Source organism: Ruegeria sp. Ofav3-42 (assembly GCF_022347725.1).
Classification (GTDB): Bacteria; Pseudomonadota; Alphaproteobacteria; order Rhodobacterales; family Rhodobacteraceae; genus Ruegeria.
In genome coordinates, this window is the sequence record NZ_JAKRGB010000004.1 from 39,824 (window position 1) to 63,918 (window position 24,095).

General features: G+C 57.9%; 22 protein-coding genes. 17 read left to right on the top strand and 5 right to left on the bottom strand.

Annotation, left to right across the window (positions count from 1 at the left end):
• The first annotated feature begins 38 nt into the window (after positions 1-38).
• The 6 genes from MHN28_RS07825 to MHN28_RS07850 all read left to right on the top strand — a co-directional run bounded on the left by MHN28_RS07825 (position 39) and on the right by MHN28_RS07850 (position 4,788).
• Entirely contained in the window at positions 39-800 is a 762-nt protein-coding gene (locus tag MHN28_RS07825) for a DeoR/GlpR family DNA-binding transcription regulator (protein ID WP_239337746.1), read from the top strand.
• 115 nt (positions 801-915) lie between these two features.
• Positions 916-1,071: a DUF5993 family protein gene (locus MHN28_RS07830; RefSeq protein ID WP_239337747.1), complete on the top strand. Its 156-nt coding sequence runs from the start codon at positions 916-918 to the stop codon at positions 1,069-1,071.
• A gap of 9 nt (positions 1,072-1,080) precedes the next feature.
• Entirely contained in the window at positions 1,081-1,650 is a 570-nt protein-coding gene (locus MHN28_RS07835; RefSeq protein WP_239337749.1) for a disulfide bond formation protein B, read from the top strand.
• A 34-nt stretch (positions 1,651-1,684) separates the two neighbouring features.
• Positions 1,685-2,047, top strand: a complete 363-nt coding sequence (locus MHN28_RS07840; protein WP_239337750.1) for a DUF3302 domain-containing protein — start codon at positions 1,685-1,687, stop codon at positions 2,045-2,047.
• 21 nt (positions 2,048-2,068) lie between these two features.
• Positions 2,069-3,214 carry an HlyD family secretion protein gene (locus MHN28_RS07845; protein WP_239337751.1) on the top strand — a complete coding sequence of 382 codons (1,146 nt, stop codon included), beginning with the start codon at positions 2,069-2,071 and terminating at the stop codon, positions 3,212-3,214.
• 11 nt (positions 3,215-3,225) lie between these two features.
• Positions 3,226-4,788 (top strand): efflux transporter outer membrane subunit, encoded by a 1,563-nt coding sequence (locus MHN28_RS07850; RefSeq protein ID WP_239337752.1) that lies wholly within the window; start codon positions 3,226-3,228, stop codon positions 4,786-4,788.
• Between the two features lie 3 nt (positions 4,789-4,791).
• Here MHN28_RS07850 and mprF read toward each other — a convergent pair whose 3' ends face one another.
• Positions 4,792-7,401: a bifunctional lysylphosphatidylglycerol flippase/synthetase MprF gene (gene mprF, locus MHN28_RS07855; RefSeq protein WP_239337754.1), complete on the bottom strand. Its 2,610-nt coding sequence runs from the start codon at positions 7,399-7,401 to the stop codon at positions 4,792-4,794.
• A 97-nt stretch (positions 7,402-7,498) separates the two neighbouring features.
• On the bottom strand, positions 7,499-7,927 hold the full coding sequence (locus MHN28_RS07860) for an Lrp/AsnC family transcriptional regulator (protein WP_239337755.1): 429 nt from the start codon (positions 7,925-7,927) through the stop codon (positions 7,499-7,501).
• A gap of 86 nt (positions 7,928-8,013) precedes the next feature.
• Here MHN28_RS07860 and rocF point away from each other — a divergent pair, with 86 nt between their 5' ends.
• Genes rocF through MHN28_RS07875 form a run of 3 tightly spaced genes read left to right on the top strand, consistent with a single transcriptional unit; the run spans position 8,014 to position 10,904 of the window.
• Positions 8,014-8,934 carry an arginase gene (gene rocF, locus MHN28_RS07865; protein WP_239337756.1) on the top strand — a complete coding sequence of 307 codons (921 nt, stop codon included), beginning with the start codon at positions 8,014-8,016 and terminating at the stop codon, positions 8,932-8,934.
• A complete protein-coding gene (gene ctlX, locus MHN28_RS07870; protein WP_239337757.1) occupies positions 8,934-9,854 on the top strand; it encodes a citrulline utilization hydrolase CtlX in 921 nt (306 codons plus the stop codon). Before rocF ends, ctlX begins: the two co-directional genes overlap by 1 nt.
• 6 nt (positions 9,855-9,860) lie before the next feature.
• Positions 9,861-10,904: an ornithine cyclodeaminase gene (locus tag MHN28_RS07875; RefSeq protein WP_239337758.1), complete on the top strand. Its 1,044-nt coding sequence runs from the start codon at positions 9,861-9,863 to the stop codon at positions 10,902-10,904.
• Positions 10,905-10,956: 52 nt separating this feature from the next.
• On the opposite strand, the gene MHN28_RS07880 is transcribed toward MHN28_RS07875, so the two are convergent.
• The 3 genes from MHN28_RS07880 to dctP all read right to left on the bottom strand — a co-directional run bounded on the left by MHN28_RS07880 (position 10,957) and on the right by dctP (position 14,073).
• Complete coding sequence (locus tag MHN28_RS07880; RefSeq protein WP_239337759.1) at positions 10,957-12,360, bottom strand: TRAP transporter large permease; 1,404 nt, start codon at positions 12,358-12,360, stop codon at positions 10,957-10,959.
• Positions 12,361-12,363: 3 nt separating this feature from the next.
• Positions 12,364-12,993: a TRAP transporter small permease gene (locus tag MHN28_RS07885; RefSeq protein ID WP_239337760.1), complete on the bottom strand. Its 630-nt coding sequence runs from the start codon at positions 12,991-12,993 to the stop codon at positions 12,364-12,366.
• Between the two features lie 63 nt (positions 12,994-13,056).
• Positions 13,057-14,073, bottom strand: a complete 1,017-nt coding sequence (gene dctP, locus MHN28_RS07890) for a TRAP transporter substrate-binding protein DctP (RefSeq protein WP_239337763.1) — start codon at positions 14,071-14,073, stop codon at positions 13,057-13,059.
• A gap of 427 nt (positions 14,074-14,500) precedes the next feature.
• Here dctP and acs point away from each other — a divergent pair, with 427 nt between their 5' ends.
• The 8 genes from acs (at position 14,501) to MHN28_RS07930 (ending at position 24,095) form a co-directional block, all read left to right on the top strand.
• Complete coding sequence (gene acs, locus MHN28_RS07895; RefSeq protein WP_239337765.1) at positions 14,501-16,465, top strand: acetate--CoA ligase; 1,965 nt, start codon at positions 14,501-14,503, stop codon at positions 16,463-16,465.
• Positions 16,466-16,472: 7 nt separating this feature from the next.
• On the top strand, positions 16,473-17,156 hold the full coding sequence (locus tag MHN28_RS07900) for an adenylate kinase (RefSeq protein WP_239338172.1): 684 nt from the start codon (positions 16,473-16,475) through the stop codon (positions 17,154-17,156).
• 185 nt (positions 17,157-17,341) lie between these two features.
• Positions 17,342-17,626 carry a DUF4212 domain-containing protein gene (locus tag MHN28_RS07905; protein ID WP_239337767.1) on the top strand — a complete coding sequence of 95 codons (285 nt, stop codon included), beginning with the start codon at positions 17,342-17,344 and terminating at the stop codon, positions 17,624-17,626.
• Positions 17,627-17,631: 5 nt separating this feature from the next.
• Positions 17,632-19,590 (top strand): sodium:solute symporter family protein, encoded by a 1,959-nt coding sequence (locus MHN28_RS07910; RefSeq protein WP_239337769.1) that lies wholly within the window; start codon positions 17,632-17,634, stop codon positions 19,588-19,590.
• 109 nt (positions 19,591-19,699) lie between these two features.
• A complete protein-coding gene (locus MHN28_RS07915; RefSeq protein ID WP_239337771.1) occupies positions 19,700-21,523 on the top strand; it encodes a DUF294 nucleotidyltransferase-like domain-containing protein in 1,824 nt (607 codons plus the stop codon).
• A gap of 49 nt (positions 21,524-21,572) precedes the next feature.
• The gene (locus MHN28_RS07920; protein WP_239337772.1) at positions 21,573-22,091 is read left to right on the top strand and encodes a hypothetical protein; all 519 of its coding nucleotides are present in this window, start codon (positions 21,573-21,575) and stop codon (positions 22,089-22,091) included.
• 1 nt (position 22,092) lies between these two features.
• A complete protein-coding gene (locus tag MHN28_RS07925; RefSeq protein WP_239337773.1) occupies positions 22,093-23,505 on the top strand; it encodes a 3'-5' exonuclease in 1,413 nt (470 codons plus the stop codon).
• Between the two features lie 89 nt (positions 23,506-23,594).
• On the top strand, positions 23,595-24,095 hold the full coding sequence (locus MHN28_RS07930; protein WP_239337774.1) for a flavin reductase family protein: 501 nt from the start codon (positions 23,595-23,597) through the stop codon (positions 24,093-24,095).

Below are 24,095 nucleotides of genomic sequence, written 5' to 3' on the forward strand. Positions count from 1 at the left end.
GAACAAAAACGAACATACCCACTCATCCGGAGCCAAACATGTCCCTTTCCTTTCGTCAGTCGGATATTCTGAACATTGCCAGACAAGACGGTCGGGTAATGGTGGAAGAATTGGCTGCGCGGTTCGGCGTTACGGTTCAAACCATTCGTCGCGACCTCTCCGAACTGGCCGATATGGGAAAATTGGACCGGGTACATGGCGGCGCGGTGTTGCGGTCCGGCGTCTCCAACATTGGCTACGAAGACCGTCGCGCCCTGAACGAAGATGCCAAGGCACGTATTGCGATGGCTTGCGCCGGTGACATTCCCGATGGCGCGTCCGTTTTCATGAATATTGGGACATCGACCGAGGCCGTTGCCCGCCAATTGCTGAACCATAAGGATCTGATGGTCGTCACCAACAACATGAACGTCGCCAACATTCTGGTGGAAAACCCCGATTGCGAAATTGTCGTTGCAGGGGGCGTCCTGCGCCGTTCGGATGGTGGGTTGATCGGCAATCTGACGATATCGACCATCAGGCAATTCAAGTTCGACTACGCCGTTATCGGCTGCTCTGCGCTGGACGCCGATGGGGATCTTCTGGACTTTGATTTTCAAGAAGTCCACGTCAGCCAGACAATCCTCGCCCAGACACGGCGCACTTTTCTTGTGGCCGATCATTCCAAGTTTCAGAGGGCGGCTCCGGCCCGCATCTCGTCTTTGGCCGAAATCGATACGTTCTACACCGACCAACCGCTGACAGCCTATCTGCGCGACCGGTGCAACGATTGGGAAACGATCGTGCGCATATGCCAATAGCGGCGTAAGCGGTTCGCCTAAAAGGTGAACCTTGCAACCCTTTCCTTGCCAGATACCATTTCGCCTGACAGTATCCCCGTATTGCGATCGTTGCACGGAAGGGGAGAACCGGGCCATGATAGCGCTTTTATTTGCGTTACTTACAGCCACCATGGGGCTGAACTATTTTAGAAGAACAACAGCAGCCAACACGCTGTTCATTTTCACGCTTGCGTTGAGCGTGTACTGGCTGAAGTTTCATGCCACCAGCCAGTTGACGATCCAGTTGTAGGGGGCAGAGATGACACCGGACCTGTCCCGAACTCTGAACGCAATTGGCATGCTGGCCGTCAGCCTCGTGCTGTTGCTGGCCTATATCTACCAACTGACGCTGTATGAACTGCCCTGCCCGCTTTGCCTGCTGCAACGTGTGGGATTTGTCGCCGTGGGCGTTGGTCTGGGATTGAACCTGCTATACGGAGCCCGCCCCCAACATTACGCGCTGATGCTGATTGCCGCGTTGTTCGGCGGCAGCGTCGCAGTGCGGCAGATCCTTCTACATATTGTTCCGGGCACCGGACATTATGGCTCGCCTGTTCTAGGCCTCCATTACTACACATGGGCCGCCATCTGCTTTTTCCTGATCCTGTTGGGCACGGCGATCATGCTGATGTTTGAACGGCAATACGCCACCGACACATCGGACCAGCCGCGCTTTGGCGGCAGCACTCTGGCCAAAACGGCATTCTTCATCATGCTGGGCTTGGCAGTGCTGAACGCTGTTTCAACCTTGATCGAGTGCGGCCCGGGAATTTGCGCCGACCCGCCAACCAGTTACAAATTGATTGACGAACTGGGCACCAACAATTGAGGATGGGGTAACCTTCCCAAACGGAGGCACGAACATGGGGTTACTTGGGCAGCCGCTTGATTACTATGACTACCTGACGTTTCTTGCATTGATATTGCTGCTGGCGGCGGTGATGGCTCTGTTCCTGTTCGTCATGGGATTGCCGGGACGCATCGCGATCAAACGCAACCACCCCCATGCCGAGGCGATAAAGATCATGGGGTGGATGGGATTTCTGGCCATCGTCCCGTGGGTCCACGCCTTTATCTGGGCATTCCACGACGGAACCGTTGTCGATATTCGCCGAATGCCCGAAGACGAACGAGACGCCGTTCGCAAGGAAATCAAGAGGTTGGGCGGAGAGTTGACAGAGGAATACCGCGACCCGCTTGATCCCGACGAGACGCAGAAAAGCTAAGGCCAAAGGAAACTACTCAATATGTTCGTCGCCCTCGGCATTACGCTTTTTTATATCATCTTCGTCTGGTTTATCTTCTTCAAAGTGAAGTGGCTGAAGTTCAGCATCACCTGGGGGATCGTGACCTTCTGGGTGGGCGCACACCTGTTGCTGGTATTTCTGGTCGCGCTGCGGTTCTTTCAGCCGTTTTCCATCGACAGTCACGTTGTGCGCTCGACCATCCAGATCGTCCCGCGCCTGACCGAGCCTACGATCCTGACCGAAGTGCTGGTGGAACCGAATACCGAAGTCAAAAAGGGCGATCCCCTGTATCGTTTTGACGACACCGTTTTCGCGCTGGAAGTCGAAGGAGCCACCGCGCAGTTGGTTGCGGCACAGCAAAATGCCAAAATCCTAGAACAGGATGTGATCGTCGCAGCCGAAGCGGTTGAACGCGCGAACGCCCAACTGGCATACGCGCTTACGCAGCAGGCTAGGTACGAAAATCTGGTACCTGCAGGCGGTGCGCGTCAGGACGAACTGGATCGCTGGAACGAGCAGGTCACAGAAGACGAGGCGCAGATCAAAGAGGCCGAGGCAAATCTGGAAAAGGCCAATCTGGCTTTGGCTTCGCAAATAGATGGGATCAATACGGGCATCCTGCAGGCACAGGCTCAGCTGGATAAGGCTCAGTATTTTCTTGACAATACAACGATCTACGCGCCCGAAGACGGGATGATCGTGTCTCAACAGGCGCGTCCGGGACTTGTCGTTGGCGATATCCGCCTGGGGGCTATTGCCAGCTTTGTGACCAAGGACAATCCCTACATTCTGGCCACTTACCGGCAACAAAACCTGAAATTTGTCGAAGTCGGCCAACCCGTCGAGGTCGCGCTTGACCTCTACCCCGGCGAAATTCTGACCGGCAAGGTCGAGGCGATCTGGTGGGCCACCCGTCAGGGCCAGTACCTGCCCTCGGGCCGCCTGCCCGGCTTTGAACTGCCGAAACTGCCGGGACGTATCGCGGTGCAAATCTCGGTCGACATCCCTGACGGGCACACCTTCCCTGCTGGCGGTCACGCAGCCGTGGCGATTTACACAGGGCAAGGCAAGAGCTTTGAGTTTCTGCGGCGGATTAATATCCGGCTGTACTCCTTCGCCAACTTCATTCGACCATTGGATATCTGAGGACGCTTAGCATGACCCGGTCCAGACTTTACCGCCGACTGATGGGCACGGCCCTGTGTGCGACGCTTCTGGTGGGATGCGCACCAGTTGGTCCGAATTTCGTGCGTCCCAACTCTCCGGTCGTTAAGCAGTGGATCGAAGTGAACAGCCCAAGCACAGGGCAAAGCGGGCTAACGTCGCGCAGCGCGCCGGTAGTTAAATGGTGGGAGACCTTCAACGACCCCACCTTGAACAAACTGATAGCCGAAGCCTATGCACAGAACCTGGATCTGCAGGTCGCGGGCGCACGTGTCCTGCAGGCACGCGCGCAGCTGGGCATCGCGTTCGGTGAGTTGTACCCGCAATCGCAGGCTATCGGCGCATCCATTGAACGCCGTCAGGTCAGCGACAACCTCGGGCCAATTTCGGATATCCGCCGGATCATCCCGCTGGACACCGAGTTTTCGACCTCGCAGGTCGGGTTTGACGCGCAGTGGGAACTGGACGTCTGGGGCCAGCAACGCCGCGGCGTGCAGGCGGCGCGGTCCAATCTGGCGCTGCAGGTGGCAAACTATGACGATGCTCTGGTCACGCTGACCGGCGATGTCGCGGCTCTCTATGTCAACATCCGGGCCCTGCAGGAGTCGCTGGCGGTCGCGCGCGAGAACATCAAGCTGCAACAGGAATCTGCCGACCTGACCGAGCTTCGGTTCAACAATGGCGTTACAACAGAGTTGGACGTTCAGGAATCGCAGGCCTTGCTGAACAACACCAAGGCTCTGGTTCCTGAAATCGAAAGCGATCTTCAACAGGCCAAGAACGCATTGGCGGTATTGCTTGGCGCGACGCCATCCCGCATGACCAGCCTGTTGGGTAACTCTGGTCGCATCCCTTCTGCACGTTCAAACGTGGCGGTCGGTGTTCCGGCAGAACTACTGCGTCGCCGCCCCGACGTCCGCGCGGCAGAACTGGCAGCGGCAACGCAATCCGCTCAGGTCGGTATCGCGCTGGCTGATCTTTATCCGCAGTTCATTCTGTCCGGCTCAATTGGCCTGCAGGCCTCGGGTGGTCGAGATTTGTTCTCGTCGGCCAGCAACACAGGGCTCGCCAACGCTGGTGTCGTCTGGAACGTGTTGAACTACGGCCGAATCAAGAACAACGTGCGGGCGCAGGATGCCGCCTATCAGGCTCTGATCGCCAATTATCAGAATACGGTCCTGACCGCCTATTCCGAGGTCGAAAGCGCGATGGTGGCCTACGCACAGTCCCGCAAGCAGGTCGGGTTTTATGAGAACAGCGTGGCGGCGTCGCGCAAAGCGGCCGAGATCGCCATCGATCAGTACCGGGACGGCATCGCCAGCTATTCTCGAATCCTGAACACCCAAACTGCCCTGCTGCGGTCTCAGGCCAATCTGATCGAAGCGCGCCAGCAAGTGTCCAGCAATCTGGTTGCGGTCTACAAAGGATTGGGCGGGGGCTGGCAAATCCGGCAGAATCAGGAATTCCTGCCCGAGACCGTTCTGGCCGAGATGGCATATCGCACCGATTGGGGTGACCTGCTGGAGGAAACCCCAACGCGTGCCAGCCTGAACTGACGCTTACTTGGTCAGCCCACGTAACCCGCCGGAAATCAGGATGTTCACCTCGTACAGAATCCGCGGAGCCGCAAGACCGCCGGGACTGGCCAGATAGTTCGGGCTCCATTCCGGGTCGAATTTCTGCTTGAAGGACCGCAGTCCTTCGAAGTGATAGAACTGCTCGCCATGCTCATAAACGAACCCACCAACACGGTTCCAGAAGGATGCCAGCTGCCTGTTTTCGATCCCCGAAAACGGTGCGGCCCCGAGCGAGAACCAATGGAAGCCCTGCTCTGCCCCCCAGGTCATCATCTCGGCAAACAACGCGTCCATAATGAAGTTCGATCCGTCGGGCTCGTACCGCATCAGGTCCAACGACAATTCGGATTTGTGCCCGCCTTGGAAAAGGTTGGCAAAGGCCACGATCTTTCCGGTATCGGCCTTCTTCAGAACTGCGAAATCAAAATAAGACAGATATTCATCGTCGAATCCGCCCAGCGCAAAGCCCTTTTCCTCTCCCGCCTTGTGCTCCAACCAGTCATCTGAGATCTTGCGCAACTCTGGCAGAACCGGGGCCAGTTTTTCCTTTGGAATGATCTCGAACACGTATCCTTCGCGTTCGGCCCTGTGCTTGGCTTGACGGAACCTTTTGCGCGGCTTTCCGTCCAGTGAAAAATCCTTGAGCGGAACGCGCGCGACCTCTCCGATTTTCAGGATGGAGAGGCCCAGATCCAGAAAGGTCGGCAGGTACTTGGTCGAGACGCTGTAAAACGCGCACAACTTGCCCTCGCGATCCGCCATCTCGCGCAACTGCCAGACCAGTTGCTGGCCAGCCGTTTCATCCCCCACGGGCTCACCCTTGCTGATCAGAGCATTACCGGTATCGGCGTAGGCCAGAAACGCTTTGTCGTCTGGAGAAATCAGGAACTGTTTGTCGCCGGTCAAGGAGATCTGCGCCTCGGTGTCTTCGCTTTCCAGCGCCAGCCGTTCGACAACTTCCGGTATCTCGGTCCTCATCGGTTCCGGTACTTCACGCCCGAACAAAGAGTTCACTGCCACCACACCAAGAATGACGGCGACCACAAGGCTCGAGCGTAAAAATCGCGAGGCATTTCCGTTCCAGGCGAATTCCCACCAAAGGGCGTTCTGATACTCGACATGTGAATAGGCAAACAGTCCGATCCAGAAAATGACCAGCAGCAAGGCAATCACGCTGACCAGCCACGGAATGTTCAGGCGGAAGATCGACGCGCCGCTGACCCGGTAAAAGGCCCCCCGAAACGTGGCCAGCAAGGCGATAGTGCACAACATTGTGATTGCTTCATGGGTGTGAAGGCCTTTTGTCAGCGACGCAATGAACCCCGCAACCATCAACAACATGGCGACCACCCAGGCGCGGTACAGCTTGCGGAACAACCCCCGTGACACAAGGAGCAACAAAACCCCGACCGCACTACCCGCAAGGTGAGACGCCTCGACAAATGACAAGGGCAGGAAGTCACGCAATGCGCCCAGACTCTGGCTGCTGGTGGGCAACGCTCCGGATACCAACAGGATGACTCCGGCAACCGCAGCAACGCCCGCGGCAACCATCGGGATGATCGGTCGGATCACGCGATAAACCCATGTCGCCGCCCCGCTGATGTGGTGGCGATGCGTCAGCGCCGACGCCACGGCGATAGACAATGTGGCGATCGCAAAAGGCAGAAACGTGTAGACCAACCGATAAAGCAACAACGCTGCGATCACGTCGGACCGCCCCGAGGCCCCTAGCCCTGCGATCAGAGTTGCTTCGAACGCGCCAATCCCGCCGGGGGCGTGGCTGAGGATGCCGACGGCGATGGCTCCGATGTAGATTGTGAAGAAGAACGGATATCCAACCCCAATATCATCCGGCATCAGAACGTATAGGGTCATCGATGCCCCGAACAGATCACCGACCGCGGCCAGCGTCAGAAGTCCAGCCAATTTGCCGCCCGGCAGGTTGAAGCCCAACCCACCCGTGGCCAGTCTGCGCCCGCCCCTAGAAAGCCAAATGAACAAGCTTGCCAGCGCTACCAGCAAGCCCACACCGATCACGGTTTCGGTGACATCACTTATGGGCAAAATCTTGGAGATTCCGTCCGGATGCAGCGCCAGCAAAGTGCCCAACAGCAGAACAAAACCCGACCAGAAAGCAATCCATGAGGTGGCAACAACGCCCGCGACTCTGCCTAAATCCAACCCGAGGGACGCATAGATCCGATACCTGATCGCCGTGCCCGTAATGTAGGAAAATCCAAGACAATTCGACACTGCATACCCGCAGGCCCCGGCCATACCAGCCACGGGCAATGGCACCTCGCCGTCTGCCACACTTTGCACCGCAAATACGTCATAGAGCGACAGCGAAAAAAAGCTGAACGCTGTCCAGCACAGCGCAATGAGCATCAGTTTCCACGACGTGTTCGCAACGTCCGTCTGCACATCAGCCCATTTCACATGGGATGACAGCTCGTGCAGAACTGTCAGTGCGATGAGGGTTACCAGAATCGGTATCGCGATCCTGACCGCGGGCTTCTCCAGAAACCCCGCCACCCGTTCCGCCAAGCGTACAGCCCAGAGTTCTTCGACGTTCTCTTGCGTTGCCATGCTTTGTCCCTGCTCTCAGGCCCTGTCACGTCCGGCGCGGTTGGATCACGCAAAGCAACTTTCGCACAATTTCGTTCAGGCTCAAAGCACTACGGGGTCAGAACCGCCCCTTTCGGGTCGAGAGCAGCAGGTTGGTCTCGGACCGGGTTATCCCCTCCATGCGGCGAATCTGAAACAGAACCTCGTCCAGCTCGGCCAGAGTCTCGGTCCAGATTTCGGCGATCAGGTCCCAGCTGCCGTTCGTTGAATGCACGGCGCGCACTTGACGCATTGCGGCGATGCGGGCCATCGTGCGCTCGGTTCCCCGGCCTTCGATTTCCAGCATCATGAGCCCACGCACCGGGCTTTGCGCCACGTCCTGACGGGTGAGAACTGTAAATCCTACGATCTCGCCTGACTGCTTGAGGCGTTGCAACCGGCTGCGGACGGTCGTGCGCGTCACACCCAGCGTTTCAGCGAGTTCAGACAGCGATGCCCGTGCATCCCGATGTAAGGCGCTTAGCAGCCTGCCATCCAAATCGTCCATGATTACTTTCCAGTTCGTATATCAAAGTGTCATTTTGAACATTTTGTTGTCTTTTCGCAAGCCATCCTGTGTGAGTACATAGACATATGGATACTAAAAACGTGATATTGGTCGGTGCGCCGATGGACGCGGGCAAGCGTCGTCAGGGGTGCCGTATGGGTCCCGACGCGTATCGGGTAGCGGGCCTTCAAGAAGCCCTGACAGATCTGGGGCATCAAGTTGCGGATATCGGAAATGTAAGCGCCGATCCGTCGGACGTGCCAGAGCACCCGCATCTAGTTGCCCTACCCGAATGTGTCGGCTGGACCAGCGCGCTTAGCCGCGCGGCACAGGAAACCGCACCCAAGGGCCTGCCGATCTTCATGGGCGGCGATCACGCTTTGTCTATGGGCACCGTTGCAGGAATGGCCACGCATGCCGACCGGATCGGACGCCCGTTGTTCGTGCTTTGGCTGGATGCGCATAGCGATTTTCACACTCCGGACAGCACCGGCAGCGGTAATCTGCACGGCACTCCGGTTGCATATTTTACGGGGCAACCCGGGTTTGACGCCTTCCCACCATTGACCGCCCCTGTTCCGACAGACCGCGTGGGTATGATCGGCCTCAGGTCCGTGGACCCTGCAGAACGCGCAAGGCTTGAACAGGATCAGGCCATGCTCGCCGACATGCGCAGCATCGATGAGCATGGTATCAAGGCACCGTTGATAGCATTTCTTGACCGTGTCCGGGCGGAAAACGGTATTCTTCACGTCTCGCTGGATGTCGACTTTCTGGACCCTTCGGTCGCTCCGGCCGTGGGCACCACCGTTCCCGGAGGCGCCACCGAACGGGAAGCCCATCTGGTGATGGAATTGTTGCACGAAAGCGGACTGGTCTGCTCACTGGATCTGGTCGAACTGAACCCGTTCCTTGACGAGCGTGGACGCACCGCAAAACTGATGGTCGATCTGGCTGCCTCCCTGCTGGGTCGCCGCATCTTCGACCGCCCGACCCGGAGCTTCTGATGAATTCTCTTCAATCTCCCTCTGCCGTTGTCATGGTCCGCCCGCATGAGTTTGTTTCGAACCCAGAGACTCGCCACGACAATGCGTTTCAGACGCTGGCACACCGCTCTGCCGAAGCAACGTCAGCAGCCGCGCGCGATGAACATGATCGGGCGGTTGAACAACTGCGTGGGGCTGGTGTCACCGTTCATGTCTTTGACGATCACGGTCAACAGAACACGCCGGACAGTGTTTTCCCTAACAACTGGTTCTCGACGCATCCCGGCGGGCACATTGCGATCTACCCGATGTTTGTTCCGTCGCGCCGACGCGAACGCCGCACAGATGTCATCGAGTTGCTGAAACAGCAATACCGCGTTCAGGACGTGATCGATTATTCGGGGCTGGAACAGGACGATCTTGCGCTGGAAGGTACCGGAGCAATGGTTCTCGATCACGTCGGGCGCATTGCCTATACGGTCAAATCCAACCGCGCCGACCCCGTTCTGCTGGAGCGGTTCTGCACCAATTTCAACTACGAACCCATCGCGTTCGAAGCCCGGGATGCCGAAGGCCGAGATGTCTATCACACCAACGTGCTAATGGGGATCGGCACACATTTTGCTCTGATCTGCCTCGACATGATTACCGACCCCAAACGCCGCACGACCGTGCAGGCGCGATTGGAAGAATCCGGCCGCACCGTCATCGACCTGTCCCATGAGCAGATCGCGAATTTTGCCGGAAACACCATTGAGCTCAGTGGTCGTGAAGGCCTTGTACTGGCATTGTCCAGCCGCGCCAAAGAAGCACTGACGCCCAAACAGATCGACACCATCGAAGACAGCGCCAACCTGCTGCCTTTGTCGGTTCCAACCATAGAAACAGCCGGAGGATCAGTACGTTGCATGATCGCCGGAATCCACCTTTCCCGCCGATAGGAGACCATGATGCAACCTTCCGACAAGGCGCTTGTGCCCTTTGTATCCGTCGACAACATGATGCGGCTGGTGCACCATATCGGGCTTGAAAAGATGATCACTCAGATCGCGGCTCAGATTGAATCCGACTTCAAACGCTGGGAGAGCTTTGACAAAACCCCGCGCATCCCGGCCCACTCACCCCATGGCGTGATTGAGCTGATGCCGACCTCGGATGGTGAGGCCTATGGGTTCAAATATGTCAACGGCCACCCCAAGAACACGTCCGAGGGCCTGCAGACGGTAACAGCGTTCGGCCTGCTGGCTGACGTCTATACCGGCTACCCAACCCTGCTGACTGAGATGACGATGCTGACCGCTCTGCGAACTGCGGCTACGTCTGCGCTGGTGGGCAGCTATCTGGCGCCGAAGTCCGCGCGCGTTATGGCGATGATTGGCAACGGCGCGCAGTCCGAATTCCAATGTCTGGCGTTCAAGGCCATGTGCGGGATCGACACCGTGCGCCTGTACGACACCGACCATGCTGCAACTGAGAAATGTGCTGCAAACCTCAAGAACTCCGGTCTGACCGTTGTGTTGTGCAAAACGCCCGAGGATGCCATCGAAGGCGCACAGGTCATCACCACCTGTACGGCGGACAAGAAATACGCCACGATCCTGACCGACAACATGGTCGGACCGGGTGTTCACATCAACGCCATCGGCGGTGACTGCCCCGGCAAGACAGAACTGCACCGCGATATCCTTTTGCGGTCTGAGATCTTTGTCGAATATCCCGAGCAAACTCGTGTTGAAGGCGAGATTCAGGCATTGGACGACGATCATCCGGTGACCGAGATGTGGCAGGTCATGACCGGTCAAGCCAAGGGCCGCACCGATGGCCTGCAGATCACGCTCTTCGATAGCGTTGGCTTCGCGATCGAGGATTTCTCGGCCCTGCGTTACATCCAGTCCGCCATCGAAGGCACTGATTTCTTTGAACCTCTGGACATGCTGGCCGACCCCGACGACCCGCGTGACCTGTACGGGATGTTGATGCGGGCGAACTGAAGAACCCGCGCTTCACGTCGACTGGCCCCCGGTTCACCACCGGGGGCTTTTTCTATCCGGCCAGAGACGGCAGGTAGAGTACGATGCCCGGAAACGCCACGAGCAGTGCAATTGTCACGCCATCGGCGATGAAGAACGGCGTCACCCCCTTGAACACGTCCTGAACACTCAGATCCGGGCGCACACCAGCGACCACGAAACAGTTCAGACCAATAGGTGGTGTGATCAGGCAAAACTCGGCCATTTTAACCACCAGAATGCCGAACCATATCGCACACATCGGACCTGACATGCCGAACGCGCTGTCGGCGGCACTGACCGTTTCGCCCCCGTTCAAGGCCATGACCGCCGGGTAAACCACTGGCAGTGTCAGCAACAACATCCCGATAGCGTCCATAAACATGCCCAGAACAGCATAGGCCAGCAGAATGCAGATCAGGATCAGCATTGGCGACATTTCCAACGAGGTAATCCAGTTCGAAAACGCGCCTGGAAGATCGGCAAACCCAAGGAAACGTACATAAATCAAAACGCCCCAGATGATCGTGAAGATCATGGCTGTCAGCTTTGCGGTTTCCAGCAGGGCCGATTTCAACTCGGGCCACCGCATGCCGTGGAACAACGCGAAACAGAAGACGATGAAAGCGCCGATTGCGCCGCCTTCTGTCGGAGTTCCCCAGGCTTTTTCTCCAAACGGGTTATAGACAAAGCAGATGATGATCAGGATCACGGCGACGATTGGAAACGCGCCGGGCAACGAGGCAAAGCGCTGTTTCCAGGTAAAGCCTGTGACCGGCGGGCCGACGGATTTGAAAACAACCGCTATGCCTACGATCAGCAGGCCGTAAACAACAGCTGAGAACGCGCCGGGGATAAATCCGGCCAACAGAAGCTTGCCGACATCCTGTTCCACGATGATTGCATAGATCACAAGGATCGCAGACGGAGGGATCAGGGATGCCAGCGTACCACCTGCGGCGACGACCCCGGCCGCGAATTGCTTATTATAGCCGACCTTCAGCATCTCAGGGATGGCAATCCGGGCGAACACAGCGGACGTAGCGACTGAGGCACCGGAAACGGCGGCGAATCCCGCAGTGGCGAATACGGTCGAAACCGCCAGCCCTCCAGGCACCCAAGCGACCCAGCGTTTCGCAGCCTCGAACAGCGCACGTGTGAGTCCCGCGTAGTAAGCCAGATAGCCGATCAGGATAAAGGTCGGGATCAGGCTGAGCGTGTGGGCAGCAACCTTGGAATGGGGTACCTGCCCAGCTGTTTTGACAGCGACCGTAAGTGCTTTGCCAAAGCGGTCCGGATCGTACCCAAACTTGGCCCAGAATATCCAGACCAGTCCAACCAGACCCGCAAGGCCAGCGGCAAAGGCCACGCGCATCCCCGTAACAACCAGAACCAGCAGGCCACCCGTGACCCAAAGGCCAATCTCGATTGTGTCCATGTGCTAGTCCTGCCCTTCGAATTGCTCGGCTTCGGCGGCAGCTTGTGCGGCCGCGTCCTGTATCAGAGGCACCGCAACCGGGCTTTCGATGCCCAGAATCAAGGCACGACCATAGCCCCAAACCTGCAGAAGCAGCCTCAAACAAAGAACCGAGAACGCCACCGGCGCCAGCAGCTTGGCAGGCCAGAGCGGAATGCCAATATCAATCGAACTGTCACGGCTCCACATCGGCGCGCCAAAGTCGAACGAGCGGTCAAAGTGGGACCAACTGCCCCAGACCAGCGCCAGCATCAGCACAAGGATCAGCAGGACCGAGATCAGCTCGAACAGCCACAGTGCCCGCCCGTGCAGGCGCGAGATTACAATATCCATCCGGATGTGACCGCCATCGCGCTGAACATAGGAAATCCCCAGAAACGCAATCAGTGGCATCGCCTGTTCGATCCAGTCGACATATCCCGGCAATGGCGCGTTGATTGCATTGCGACCGCTGACGGAGACAACGGCCAGAACCATAAGCCCAAACACGGCAAGGCCGCTGATCAGAGCCAGAAAACGCTCCAACCTCAGCAGTTTACGATCCAGCGAACTCAGAAGGCTGTTGTCCTCAAGCACCGTGGCCTGTCCTGCCATTCCGGTGTTCCCCTGTATTTTGATTGTTGTCCGGGCGCCCCGATGGGCACCCGGATTTCGCGATTAGTTACCGCTGCGTTGCTGTTCCAGAGTGGACTGGACCAGATCATAGAGGTCTTGCGCGGGAAGACCCTGAGAGGACATGTCTGAAATCCACTGTTCGCGGATCGGGTCAGCAGCCTTTGTGCGGAACTCGGCGATTACCGCATCTTCAATCTGCACTTTTTCAACGCCTTTTTCGGACAGAACACCGTCCCACTGCTCCAGCAAGGTGCCGTAGTTGGCCAGATAGTGATCAATCGCTTCGTCGATCGAGCTATCCAGCGCTTCGCGATGCTCAGCAGGCAATGCTTCATAGGCGTCGATATTGACCACAACCGGGCAGTTGACGGTGCCGGGGTTCAGGTTGGCTGTCCACCAATCGGCTTCGTTGATCGTGCCAAAGGACAGGTGCGCGTGCTGGGCGAAGGCCACTGTGTCGACAACACCGGATTCCATCGCGTTGAACGCTTCGGTCGCAGGCACCGATGTCGGCACACCACCTACAGCTTCGAACGCCTGACCCAGACCACCCGTGGCGCGGACGCGCATCCCTTCGAACTCGGCCAGTTCATCGCGCGGCTCGCCAGTGCCAACCAGGTTATACTGCGGCATCGGCGAGGTCATGATGATGCGGGCGTTCCACTGCGCCATCTCATCTTTGACAGCGGGGTGATCGTAAACAGCGTGGCTGACCGCGACCTCTTCATCAAGATTGCTGACGCCAAGGAACGGCAGCTCAAGTACGGTGATCGCGCGGTTCTTGTCGCGGTGATACCCGGCACAGAACTGCGCCATTTCGAAAGCACCGATTTCAATACCATCCAGGTTTTCGCGCGGCTTGGACAGGCCGCCATAGCTGACGTTGATGGTGAAATCGCCATTGGTCTTTTCGCTGACCAGTTCCGCGAGTTTTTCAACATGCTCGGTGAATGCGCGGCGCTTGCCCCAGACTGACGCATTCCACTCTGTTGCGGCGGCCTCGGACACGAACGCAACGCCCAAAGCGGCCACAGCGGCGCCGCTCAACATCTTTTTCATAATGATTTCTCCCTTTGTTGCACCCCCTTGCCGAGGCGCTTGTGCTCAAAGCTAGCGCCAACATCGGTATGTGCCAACCCCCGGACAACAATCCCAGTCGACGGCAAAAGGAACCGTCATACGCTAACAACTCAAAGATGAGTTCTGAATACCCATTTGTTCGTCGTCGACCGCCTGAACAAGCTGACAAAATCGTTACACACATGTATTTGTTTTTATTCTATTTTTACAATCTCTTCACCAATTTTTTACAAATACACCGATTGAACCGAAACAAATTTACAAACTAATCCTGAGTTTTCTGTAATTTATTTCATTGTTTTCAACCCTCCGTATTATGGCCAGCAGGGAGGATATGGGTCGACATTGCCGGTTCAGCAGGCAAAATCGGCTCAGTTCAATATAGTCCAGAGGGAGGAGCCTCAGAATGACAACCGCTGCCCAGGCAGATGCCAAGACCTTTCCGCCGTCCGCCGACACTATAGCCCGCGCACATGTCAACGCTGAAAAATACAATGAGATGTATGCGGCCTCCATCAACGACCCCATGGCGTTCTGGGATGAGCAAGGCAAGCGGGTGGACTGGATCAAACCCTACACGCAGGTCAAGGATGTCAGCTATGATTTCGGTTCGGTCAGAATCAACTGGTATGCAGACGGCACGCTGAACGTTTCTGCAAACTGTCTGGACCGCCACCTGAAGACCCGCGGCGATCAGACCGCCATCATCTGGGAACCGGATGATCCAAATGACGAAGCGCAGCACATCACATATGCCGAGCTGCACCGTCGCACCTGCCGGATGGCCAACATTCTGGAATCGATGGGCGTACGCAAAGGCGACCGGGTCGTGATCTATCTGCCGATGATCCCCGAAGCCGCCTATGCCATGTTGGCCTGTGCGCGGATCGGTGCGATCCACTCCATCGTTTTCGCGGGTTTCTCCCCCGACGCATTGGCCGCTCGGATCAATGGCTGCGACGCCAAGGTCGTCATCACCGCCGACGAAGCACCGCGCGGCGGCCGCAAAACCCCGCTGAAATCCAACGCGGATGCCGCCCTGCTGCACTGTAAGGACACCGTGAAGTGTCTGGTCGTCAAGCGTACCGGTGGTCAGACCACCTGGATCGGCGGTCGCGATTATGACTACAACGAAATGGCGCTGGAGGCGGACGATTACTGCGCGCCTGCCGAGATGAGCGCCGAAGATCCGCTGTTCATCCTTTACACCTCTGGCTCGACCGGTCAGCCCAAGGGCGTGGTGCACACCACCGGCGGCTATCTGGTTTATGCCTCGATGACGCATGAAATCACGTTCGATTACCACGACGGCGATGTTTACTGGTGTACCGCTGACGTGGGCTGGGTCACCGGTCACAGCTATATCGTCTATGGCCCGCTGGCCAACGGTGCGACGACGCTGATGTTCGAAGGTGTTCCAACCTACCCGGACGCCAGCCGCTTTTGGCAGGTTTGCGAAAAGCACAAGGTGAACCAGTTTTATACGGCTCCGACTGCGATCCGCGCCCTGATGGGTCAGGGTAATGAGTTTGTCGAAAAGTGCGACCTGAGCGACCTGAAGGTGCTGGGCACCGTGGGCGAACCGATCAATCCCGAAGCATGGAACTGGTACAACGAGGTCGTCGGCAAGGGCAATTGCCCGATCGTGGACACCTGGTGGCAGACCGAAACCGGCGGTCACCTGATGACCCCCCTGCCCGGCGCCCACGCGATGAAACCCGGTTCAGCCATGAAGCCGTTCTTTGGTATTCAGCCCGTCGTTCTGGACCCACAATCTGGCGTCGAGATCAGCGGCAATGGCGTCGAGGGCGTTCTGTGCATCAAAGACAGCTGGCCCGGCCAGATGCGCACCGTCTGGGGCGATCACGAGCGGTTCGAGAAGACTTATTTCTCAGATTACAAAGGCTACTACTTCACCGGTGACGGCTGCCGCCGTGACGAGGATGGTGACTACTGGATCACTGGCCGTGTTGACGACGTGATCAACGTCTCGGGCCATCGCATGGGCACGGCCGAGGTCGAAAGCGCTCTGGTCGCACATGCCGCTGTAGCCGAGGCCGCCGTGGTCGGCTATCCCCATGAAATCAAAGGACAAGGCATCTATTGCTATGTCACTTTGATGAATGACCGTGAGCCTTCGGATGAGCTGCTGAAAGAGCTGCGCACCTGGGTTCGGACTGAGATTGGCCCGATTGCATCGCCTGATGTGATCCAGTGGGCCCCCGGTCTGCCGAAGACCCGCTCGGGCAAGATCATGCGCCGTATCCTGCGTAAGATTGCCGAGAACGACTTTGGCTCTCTGGGTGATACTTCGACGCTCGCCGACCCGTCGGTGGTCGAAGACCTGATCGAAAACCGTGCGAACAAGTGAGGATATGATGGACGCTGCCACGACCATATCTCCCGCCGTTCTCATCCTTCTCGGCCCTCCGGGCGCCGGGAAGGGAACGCAGGCGCGGATGCTTGAAGACAAGTTCGGACTGGTTCAACTCAGCACCGGCGACCTGCTGCGTGCGGCTGTTGCGGCTGGGACAGAGGCTGGCAAAGCCGCGAAGGCCGTCATGGAAGCCGGCGATCTGGTCAGCGACGAGATCGTCATCGCCATCCTTCGCGATCGACTGGCCGAGCCCGATTGCGCCAAGGGTGTTATTCTGGACGGCTTTCCGCGCACCACGGTTCAAGCCGAGGCGCTGGACGCGCTACTCTCGGAGACCGGGCAGAAAATCAACGCGGCCATCAGCCTCGAGGTCGAAGACGCCGAAATGGTGACCCGCATCTCGGGCCGATACACCTGCGCCGGGTGCGGCGAAGGATATCACGATACGTTCAAGGTCCCGACGGTTGAGGGTGTATGTGACAAGTGCGGCAGCACCGAGTTCAAGCGCCGTGCCGATGACAACGCTGAGACGGTTGCCTCGCGTCTGGCGGCTTATCACGCGCAAACCGCGCCGCTGATTACTTATTACCAAGACCATGGCGTTCTGAAAGGCCTGAACGCCATGGGCAATATCGAAGACATCGCAGGCAATCTGGAAAGGATCGTCAGCGACGCGATGAACTAAGGGAGGACGGCCCACCCTGAATAAGGGCCCAATTCCTAAAGGAAAACTTCAATGGACCCGCCCTGGCGGACCGGAGAAGTCTTGCCTGATGCCACGCCGGCATTCGGCATTACGAAAAGCGGCCCCGCGCGCTGGAGGATTTGGACAAAGGGTCGCCCAAGGAGGAAGCGAAGGAGGAACCCGCAATGGCGGATCAATCAACAAACTCCGCGCAGACTGCCGAAGCCGACAAGGGCTATTGGCAGGCGAACCTGCGTCTCATCTACATCAGCCTCGTGATCTGGGCGCTGGTGTCTTTTGGATTCGGCATTCTGCTGCGTCCACTACTGTCTGGTATCGAAGTCGGCGGCACCGACCTGGGCTTTTGGTTCGCCCAGCAGGGATCAATTCTGGTCTTCCTGGTGCTGATCTTCAACTACGCCTGGCGCATGAACAAGCTGGACGCTGAATACGGCGTGGATGAGGAGTAAGCAGAATGGACCAGTTTACCATTAACCTGCTGTTTGTCGGCGCGTCATTTGCGCTGTACATCGGCATCGCGATCTGGGCCCGCGCGGGTTCCACATCCGAATTCTACGCCGCCGGTCGCGGCGTTCACCCGGTCACCAACGGTATGGCGACTGCGGCAGACTGGATGTCTGCGGCCTCGTTCATCTCGATGGCGGGCCTGATTGCCTTTACCGGCTATGACAACTCGACCTTCCTGATGGGTTGGACCGGCGGCTACGTTCTGCTGGCTCTGCTGCTTGCGCCGTACCTGCGTAAGTTCGGCAAATACACCGTATCGGAATTCATCGGCGACCGTTTCTACAGCCAGACCGCACGCGTCGTTGCGGTGATCTGTCTGATCGTAGCGTCGGTGACCTACGTTATCGGTCAGATGACCGGCGTTGGCGTGGCGTTTGGTCGTTTCCTTGAGGTGTCGAACACATCTGGCCTGCTGATCGGTGCCTGTGTGGTGTTTGCCTACGCAGTGTTCGGTGGGATGAAGGGCGTGACCTATACTCAGGTCGCTCAGTACTGCGTGCTGATCACCGCCTACACCATCCCGGCGATCTTCATCTCGCTGCAGCTGACCGGTACGCCGGTTCCGGCGCTGGGTCTGTTCAGCGATACCGCCAGCGGTGAGCCTCTGCTGACCAAGCTGGACGCGATCGTGACCGAACTGGGCTTTGCCGAGTATACGGCGCACCACTCGAACACGTTGAACATGGTGCTGTTCACGCTGTCGCTGATGATCGGTACTGCCGGTCTGCCGCACGTGATTATGCGCTTCTTCACCGTGCCGAAAGTGTCGGACGCACGCTGGTCCGCTGGCTGGACGCTGGTCTTCATCGCTCTGCTGTACCTGACTGCCCCTGCGGTTGGCGCAATGGCGCGTCTGAACATCACCGACATGATGTGGCCCAACGGTGGCATCGAAGGTGGTGCAGTTTCGGTCGAAGATATCGACAATGATCCGCGTTACGACTGGATGCAAACGTGGCAGAAAACCGGCCTGCTTGGTTTTGCACCTAAAGCCCCCGAAGAATCCGCCGAATTTCTTACCGAGAATCCACAGGCTACTTTGTCATTGCGCACCAAAGACGGCGATAGCGTGTTCGTTCAAGCGAATGGTCGTGGCGCAGAAGAAGTTGCCCAAGAAATCAACGGCTATTTGGAATCCGGTGCAATTCAGAACCACCTGGACAAGAATGGAGACGGAAAAGTCCAGTACTATAATGACGGAGCCGACTCGATTTCGGAACGTGCTGCAGCTGCAGGTTGGAACGGGAATGAGTTCACTAACTTCAACCGTGACATCCTAGTTCTGGCCAACCCCGAGATTGCCAGCCTGCCCGGTTGGGTGATCGGTCTGGTCGCTGCCGGTGGTCTTGCGGCTGCTCTGTCGACCGCTGCGGGTCTGCTGCTGGCGATCTCGTCGGCGGTGTCCCACGACCTTGTCAAAGGTGCGATCAACCCGCAAATCTCTGAAAAGGGTGAACTGCTGGCCGCTCGTATCGCCATGGCTGTAGCCATCGTTGTTGCAACCTATTTGGGTCTGAACCCACCGGGCTTTGCGGCGCAAACCGTGGCACTTGCCTTTGGTCTGGCGGCTGCCTCGATCTTCCCGGCGCTGATGATGGGGATCTTCTCGACCCGCATCAACAACACCGGTGCTGTTGCTGGTATGCTGGCCGGTCTGACCGTGACGCTGGTCTACATCTTCCTGCACAAAGGCTGGCTATTCATTCCGGGCACCAACTCGTTCACCGATGCTGACCCGCTGCTGGGTCCGATCAAGTCGACCTCGTTCGGCGCCATCGGTGCGATGATCAACTTCGGCGTTGCTTACGTCGTCGCCGGAATGACCAAAGAGACTCCGCCAGAGATCGTCGAATTGGTCGAAAGCGTGCGTATTCCCCGTGGCGCAGGCGCAGCTCAGAATAAATGAGCATGATGCGGCATATGGTTAACTTCCATGCGCCGCGTTTTTCGATCTACTGCTCCCGCCCGGAACTCCACCGGGCGGGATTTTTAAACCAGAAACCAAGGAGTGACTGATGCCCCTGTCCTATGACCAGATCACCCGGTTTCTAAAATCCGTACATCCTTATGACGCGCTGCCTCCGGAAACACTGGATCAGGTCGCAAAGCAGATCGAGGTATGGGAGGTCGACGAGGACTTTCCCGTGTACGAATTGGGACATACCCTGCCCGGCGTCTTTGTGATCTACGAGGGGCAAGTTGAGATTACCGATGAGAACGACGCGGTCGTGTCCCATCTTGGCCTACGGAACTCGTTCGGAGAGCGCGGCCTGCTGAAAGACGGCAAGGCCGCGACCAAAGCGCGGGCGCATACGCCATCCGTGTTGCTGGTGTTGCCCCCTGATCTGGTGCGTCAGCTCATTGACGGACACGAGGTCGTTTCGAAATTCTTCAACCGGACCCGATCGAACCGGTCCGGTCCACAGAGCCTTGCCACCAGCGCCATCGACGTTCTGATGGCACATAACCCGGCCACTTGCCCGCCGGGCACATCAGTTCAGGAAGCAGCCCGGATGATGCGCGACAAGCACATTTCATCCTTGTGTGTCACTGAGGCGGACGACCTACTGGGCATTGCAACGCTGCGGGATATCTCAGGCAAATTCGTGGCCAATGGCATGCCCGCCGACACGCCGATCTCAGCGATCATGACGGCACACCCGATCACCCTGTCGCCATCCGATATCGGCTCGGACGTTCTTCACGTGATGATGGAACGCGGAATCGGTCACATTCCGATCAGCGAGGGTGGTCGTCTGGTCGGCATCGTGACGCAGACGGATCTGACGCACTATCAGGCGGTAAACTCGGCAGAGCTGGTCCGTCGGATTGCACAAGCGTCTTCGGCGGATCAAATGGCGGCTGTGACCGCTGAAATCCCTCAACTTCTGGTGCAATTGGTAGCTGCGGGAAACCGGCATGAAATCGTAACACGCCTGATTACCGACATCGCAGACACGGCCACCCGCTGTCTGCTTTCATTGGCCGAGGACAAGCTGGGCACCCCACCCGTTCCTTACCTGTGGCTGGCCTGCGGATCGCAAGGGCGGCAGGAACAGACCGGCGTCTCGGATCAGGACAATTGCCTGATGCTGGATGACAGCGTGACCGATGCAGACATGAGTTACTTCACGGACCTTGCAAAGTTTGTCTCGGACGGTCTCGACACCTGCGGATACTTCTATTGCCCGGGCGATATGATGGCGACCAATCCGCGGTGGTGCCAGCCGGTGCGCGTCTGGCGCGATTACTTCAGCGGCTGGATCGCCAAACCCGACCCCGAGGCACAGATGTTGGCCTCGGTCATGTTCGATCTGCGCCCGATCGGGGGGGCCTTTCACCTGTTCGACGATCTGCAGGCCGAAACGCTGGCAGCGGCCAATGCAAACTCGATCTTTGTCGCGCATATGATCTCGAATTCACTGAAACACACGCCTCCGCTGGGCCTGTTGCGCGGGATTGCCACGATCCGTTCCGGCGAGCATCGCAACACACTGGACCTCAAGCACAACGGCGTGGTGCCGGTGGTCGATCTTGCGCGCATCTATAGCCTGCAGGGCCAGTTAACTGAAGCCAATACAAGTGCCCGGCTGAAAGCCGCAGGAGCCGCCAACATCCTTAGCCCCTCTGGCGCGCGGGATTTGCTGGATGCCTATGATCTGATTGCCGAAACCCGTTTGGAGCATCAGGTCAGGCTTGTAAAAGCAGACCAAAAACCAGACAATTTCCTGCCTCCTTCAGACCTATCGGACTTTGAGAGAAGCCATCTTCGGGATGCGTTCGTTGTGGTAAAGACCATGCAATCTGCAGTGGGTCACGGCAAAGGAATGCTGGGCTAGGTCCGGCAAATCAAGACCGGCGGAAGCGCCTGAAATACGGAGAGACATCATGTTTCTGGAACTGATCGGCACCATTTTTGCAGGCTTCGCCTTTGCCGGTATCGTAATGTTGCTGAACAAGCTTACCGGTGGCCGCCTGCCCCGCTGGATAACCCCTGTCGCTGCTGGGCTGGGCATGATCGGCGTGACAATTGCCAGCGAATATTCGTGGTACGACCGGACGCGCGACGCTCTTCCCGAAGGCATGACCGTTATCCAAGAGGTCGAAAGCCGCGCCTTCTACCGCCCCTGGACCTATGCCGTGCCCTTCGTCGACCGCTTTGCCGCCATTGATGCAGGTTCCGTGCGTACCAACGAACAAGTACCCGAACAACGGCTGGTTGATCTGTATTTCTTCGGTCGTTGGGCTCCGGTTTCGAAACTGCCGGTGGTCGTCAACTGCAAGGAGTTCAGCCGCGCAAACCTTGCGGATGGAGCCGAATTTGGTGATGACGGCCGCCTGTTGAACGCAGACTGGATCGACGTCACCGCCAACGACCCGATCGTCGAGGCAACCTGCGGAGTGTAACGTGTTGACCCGGTTGAGCCTGCGCCTGCGCATCTTTCTGTTCTTCTGCCTTCTGGCTGTGGGGTCGCTTGCCGTCAGCACACTGGCCTTGTGGATCAGCTATCGGCGCGCCGCGAACCCTGAATTGGCCAACGCATTCGTCTTTGCCGAAATCGTGATGGCTTTCGGCTTTCTGGCCCTGATAGCCGCGGTCTGGCTTTTGTTTGATGACAACGTCGCCAAGCCAATCGAAAGAATTTCAGCCCAACTCCGGGCGCGGGCGCATGCGGGCGTCAGCACTGAAATGGACGTGCAGGCCGCGCGATATCTGGGCGACTTGGCCCCTGCAGCGGCCGGACTGGCAGACCAGCTGTCAGACAAAACAATGGATGTGGCACAGGCCGTCGCCGAAGAAACCGCGCATCTCGCGGCCGAAAAAAAGCGACTGACTGCCCTTTTGACAGACATCCCGGTTGCGATGCTGCTGGCCAGCCCGACCCATAAAATCGTTTTGTACGATAGTCAGTCTGCCGAAGTTCTGGCGCAGATAGCACACCCACGCCTGAACGCGTCACTTTTTGAATACCTGCAGCCTGGCCCGCTGGAGGACGCATACGCAAAACTGGCGAAAACCGGTCTTGAGGTCGCCTGCACCCTGACCAGCATCGACGGCACACAAAGCTACAGCGCGCGTCTGAAACCGCTGGGGGATGCGCCGGGATACATGCTGATTTTCGAAGACAGTGCGGCCAATATCGCGCCCGAAGCGGCCCGGCCCTTGGTCTACGACTTCAACCTGCTGAGCGCGGCCAGCGATGACGCCTTTGAAAGTCTTGCCCTGCGGGATTTGTGTTTTGTCGTGTTTGACACCGAAACCACGGGCCTGCTGCCTCACAAGGACGAAATCGTTCAGATCGGAGCCGTCCGGGTTGTCAACGGGCGCATCGTCGACGGCGAGCGGTTGGACCTGCTGGTCAACCCCGGCATCCCTATCCCGACCGCCTCGACCAAAGTGCACAAGATCAGCGACCGGATGGTTCAGGGCGCGCCCGACATCGCCGAGGCCGGTCGCGTTTTGCACCAGTTTGCGTGTGACGCCGTGATCGTGGCCCACAATGCTCCCTTTGACATGGCCTTTCTGCGCCGACATGCAAAACGCATGAATGTCGAATGGAACCATCCAATTCTGGACACGGTGCTGCTGTCCGCAGTCCTGTTCGGCGCAAGCGACAAACACACGTTGGACGCTTTGTGCGAGAGGCTGGGTGTCACCATTCCTGAAGATCTGCGCCATACGGCACTGGGGGATGCTGTCGCGACCGCCGAGGCGTTGGTCAGAATGCTGCCGATGCTGCAGGCGCGCGGAATGACGACCTTTGGTCTGGTTATCGAGGCAACACGTCAACATGGCCGTCTGTTGGAAGACCTGAACTAAGCTGGAAAACACGCAATCCGAACTTAGGTTTTCATGGACAATCCCGGCGCGCCGTGGCACCTCAGGCGCGGCCACGGGATGAACGCGCAATGACGGAAAAACACTTTACCCCAACTCCGGATCAAAGCATCGCATTTCGCGAAGCGTTGGGGTGTTTCGGCACCGGTGTGACGGTGATCACCACGAACACTGCACAGGGACCACGGGCTATCACTGTCAACTCCTTCGCTTCAGTCTCATTGGACCCGCCCCTTGTGTTGTGGTGCTTGGCGAAAGAATCCAACCGGTTCGACGATTTCAATGCCAGCCAGCATTACTCGATTCACGTGATGGCGCAGGATCAGCAGGAACAGGCCCTGAAGTTCGCTCGAGACGGCAAGGACTTTTCGCACGCCGACTGGGCGCACGATTCAGCGGGTCGGCCTCGACTATCCGGTTGCCTGGCCCGGTTCGATTGTCAGGTACACGCCCGCCATGATGCAGGAGATCACCTGATCCTTGTCGGCGAGGTCCAGGAGGTCATGTACCGCACCGGGAAAGGCCTGATTTTCAAGCGCGGCCAGTTCGGCGGCTTTGCGGATCTGATCTGA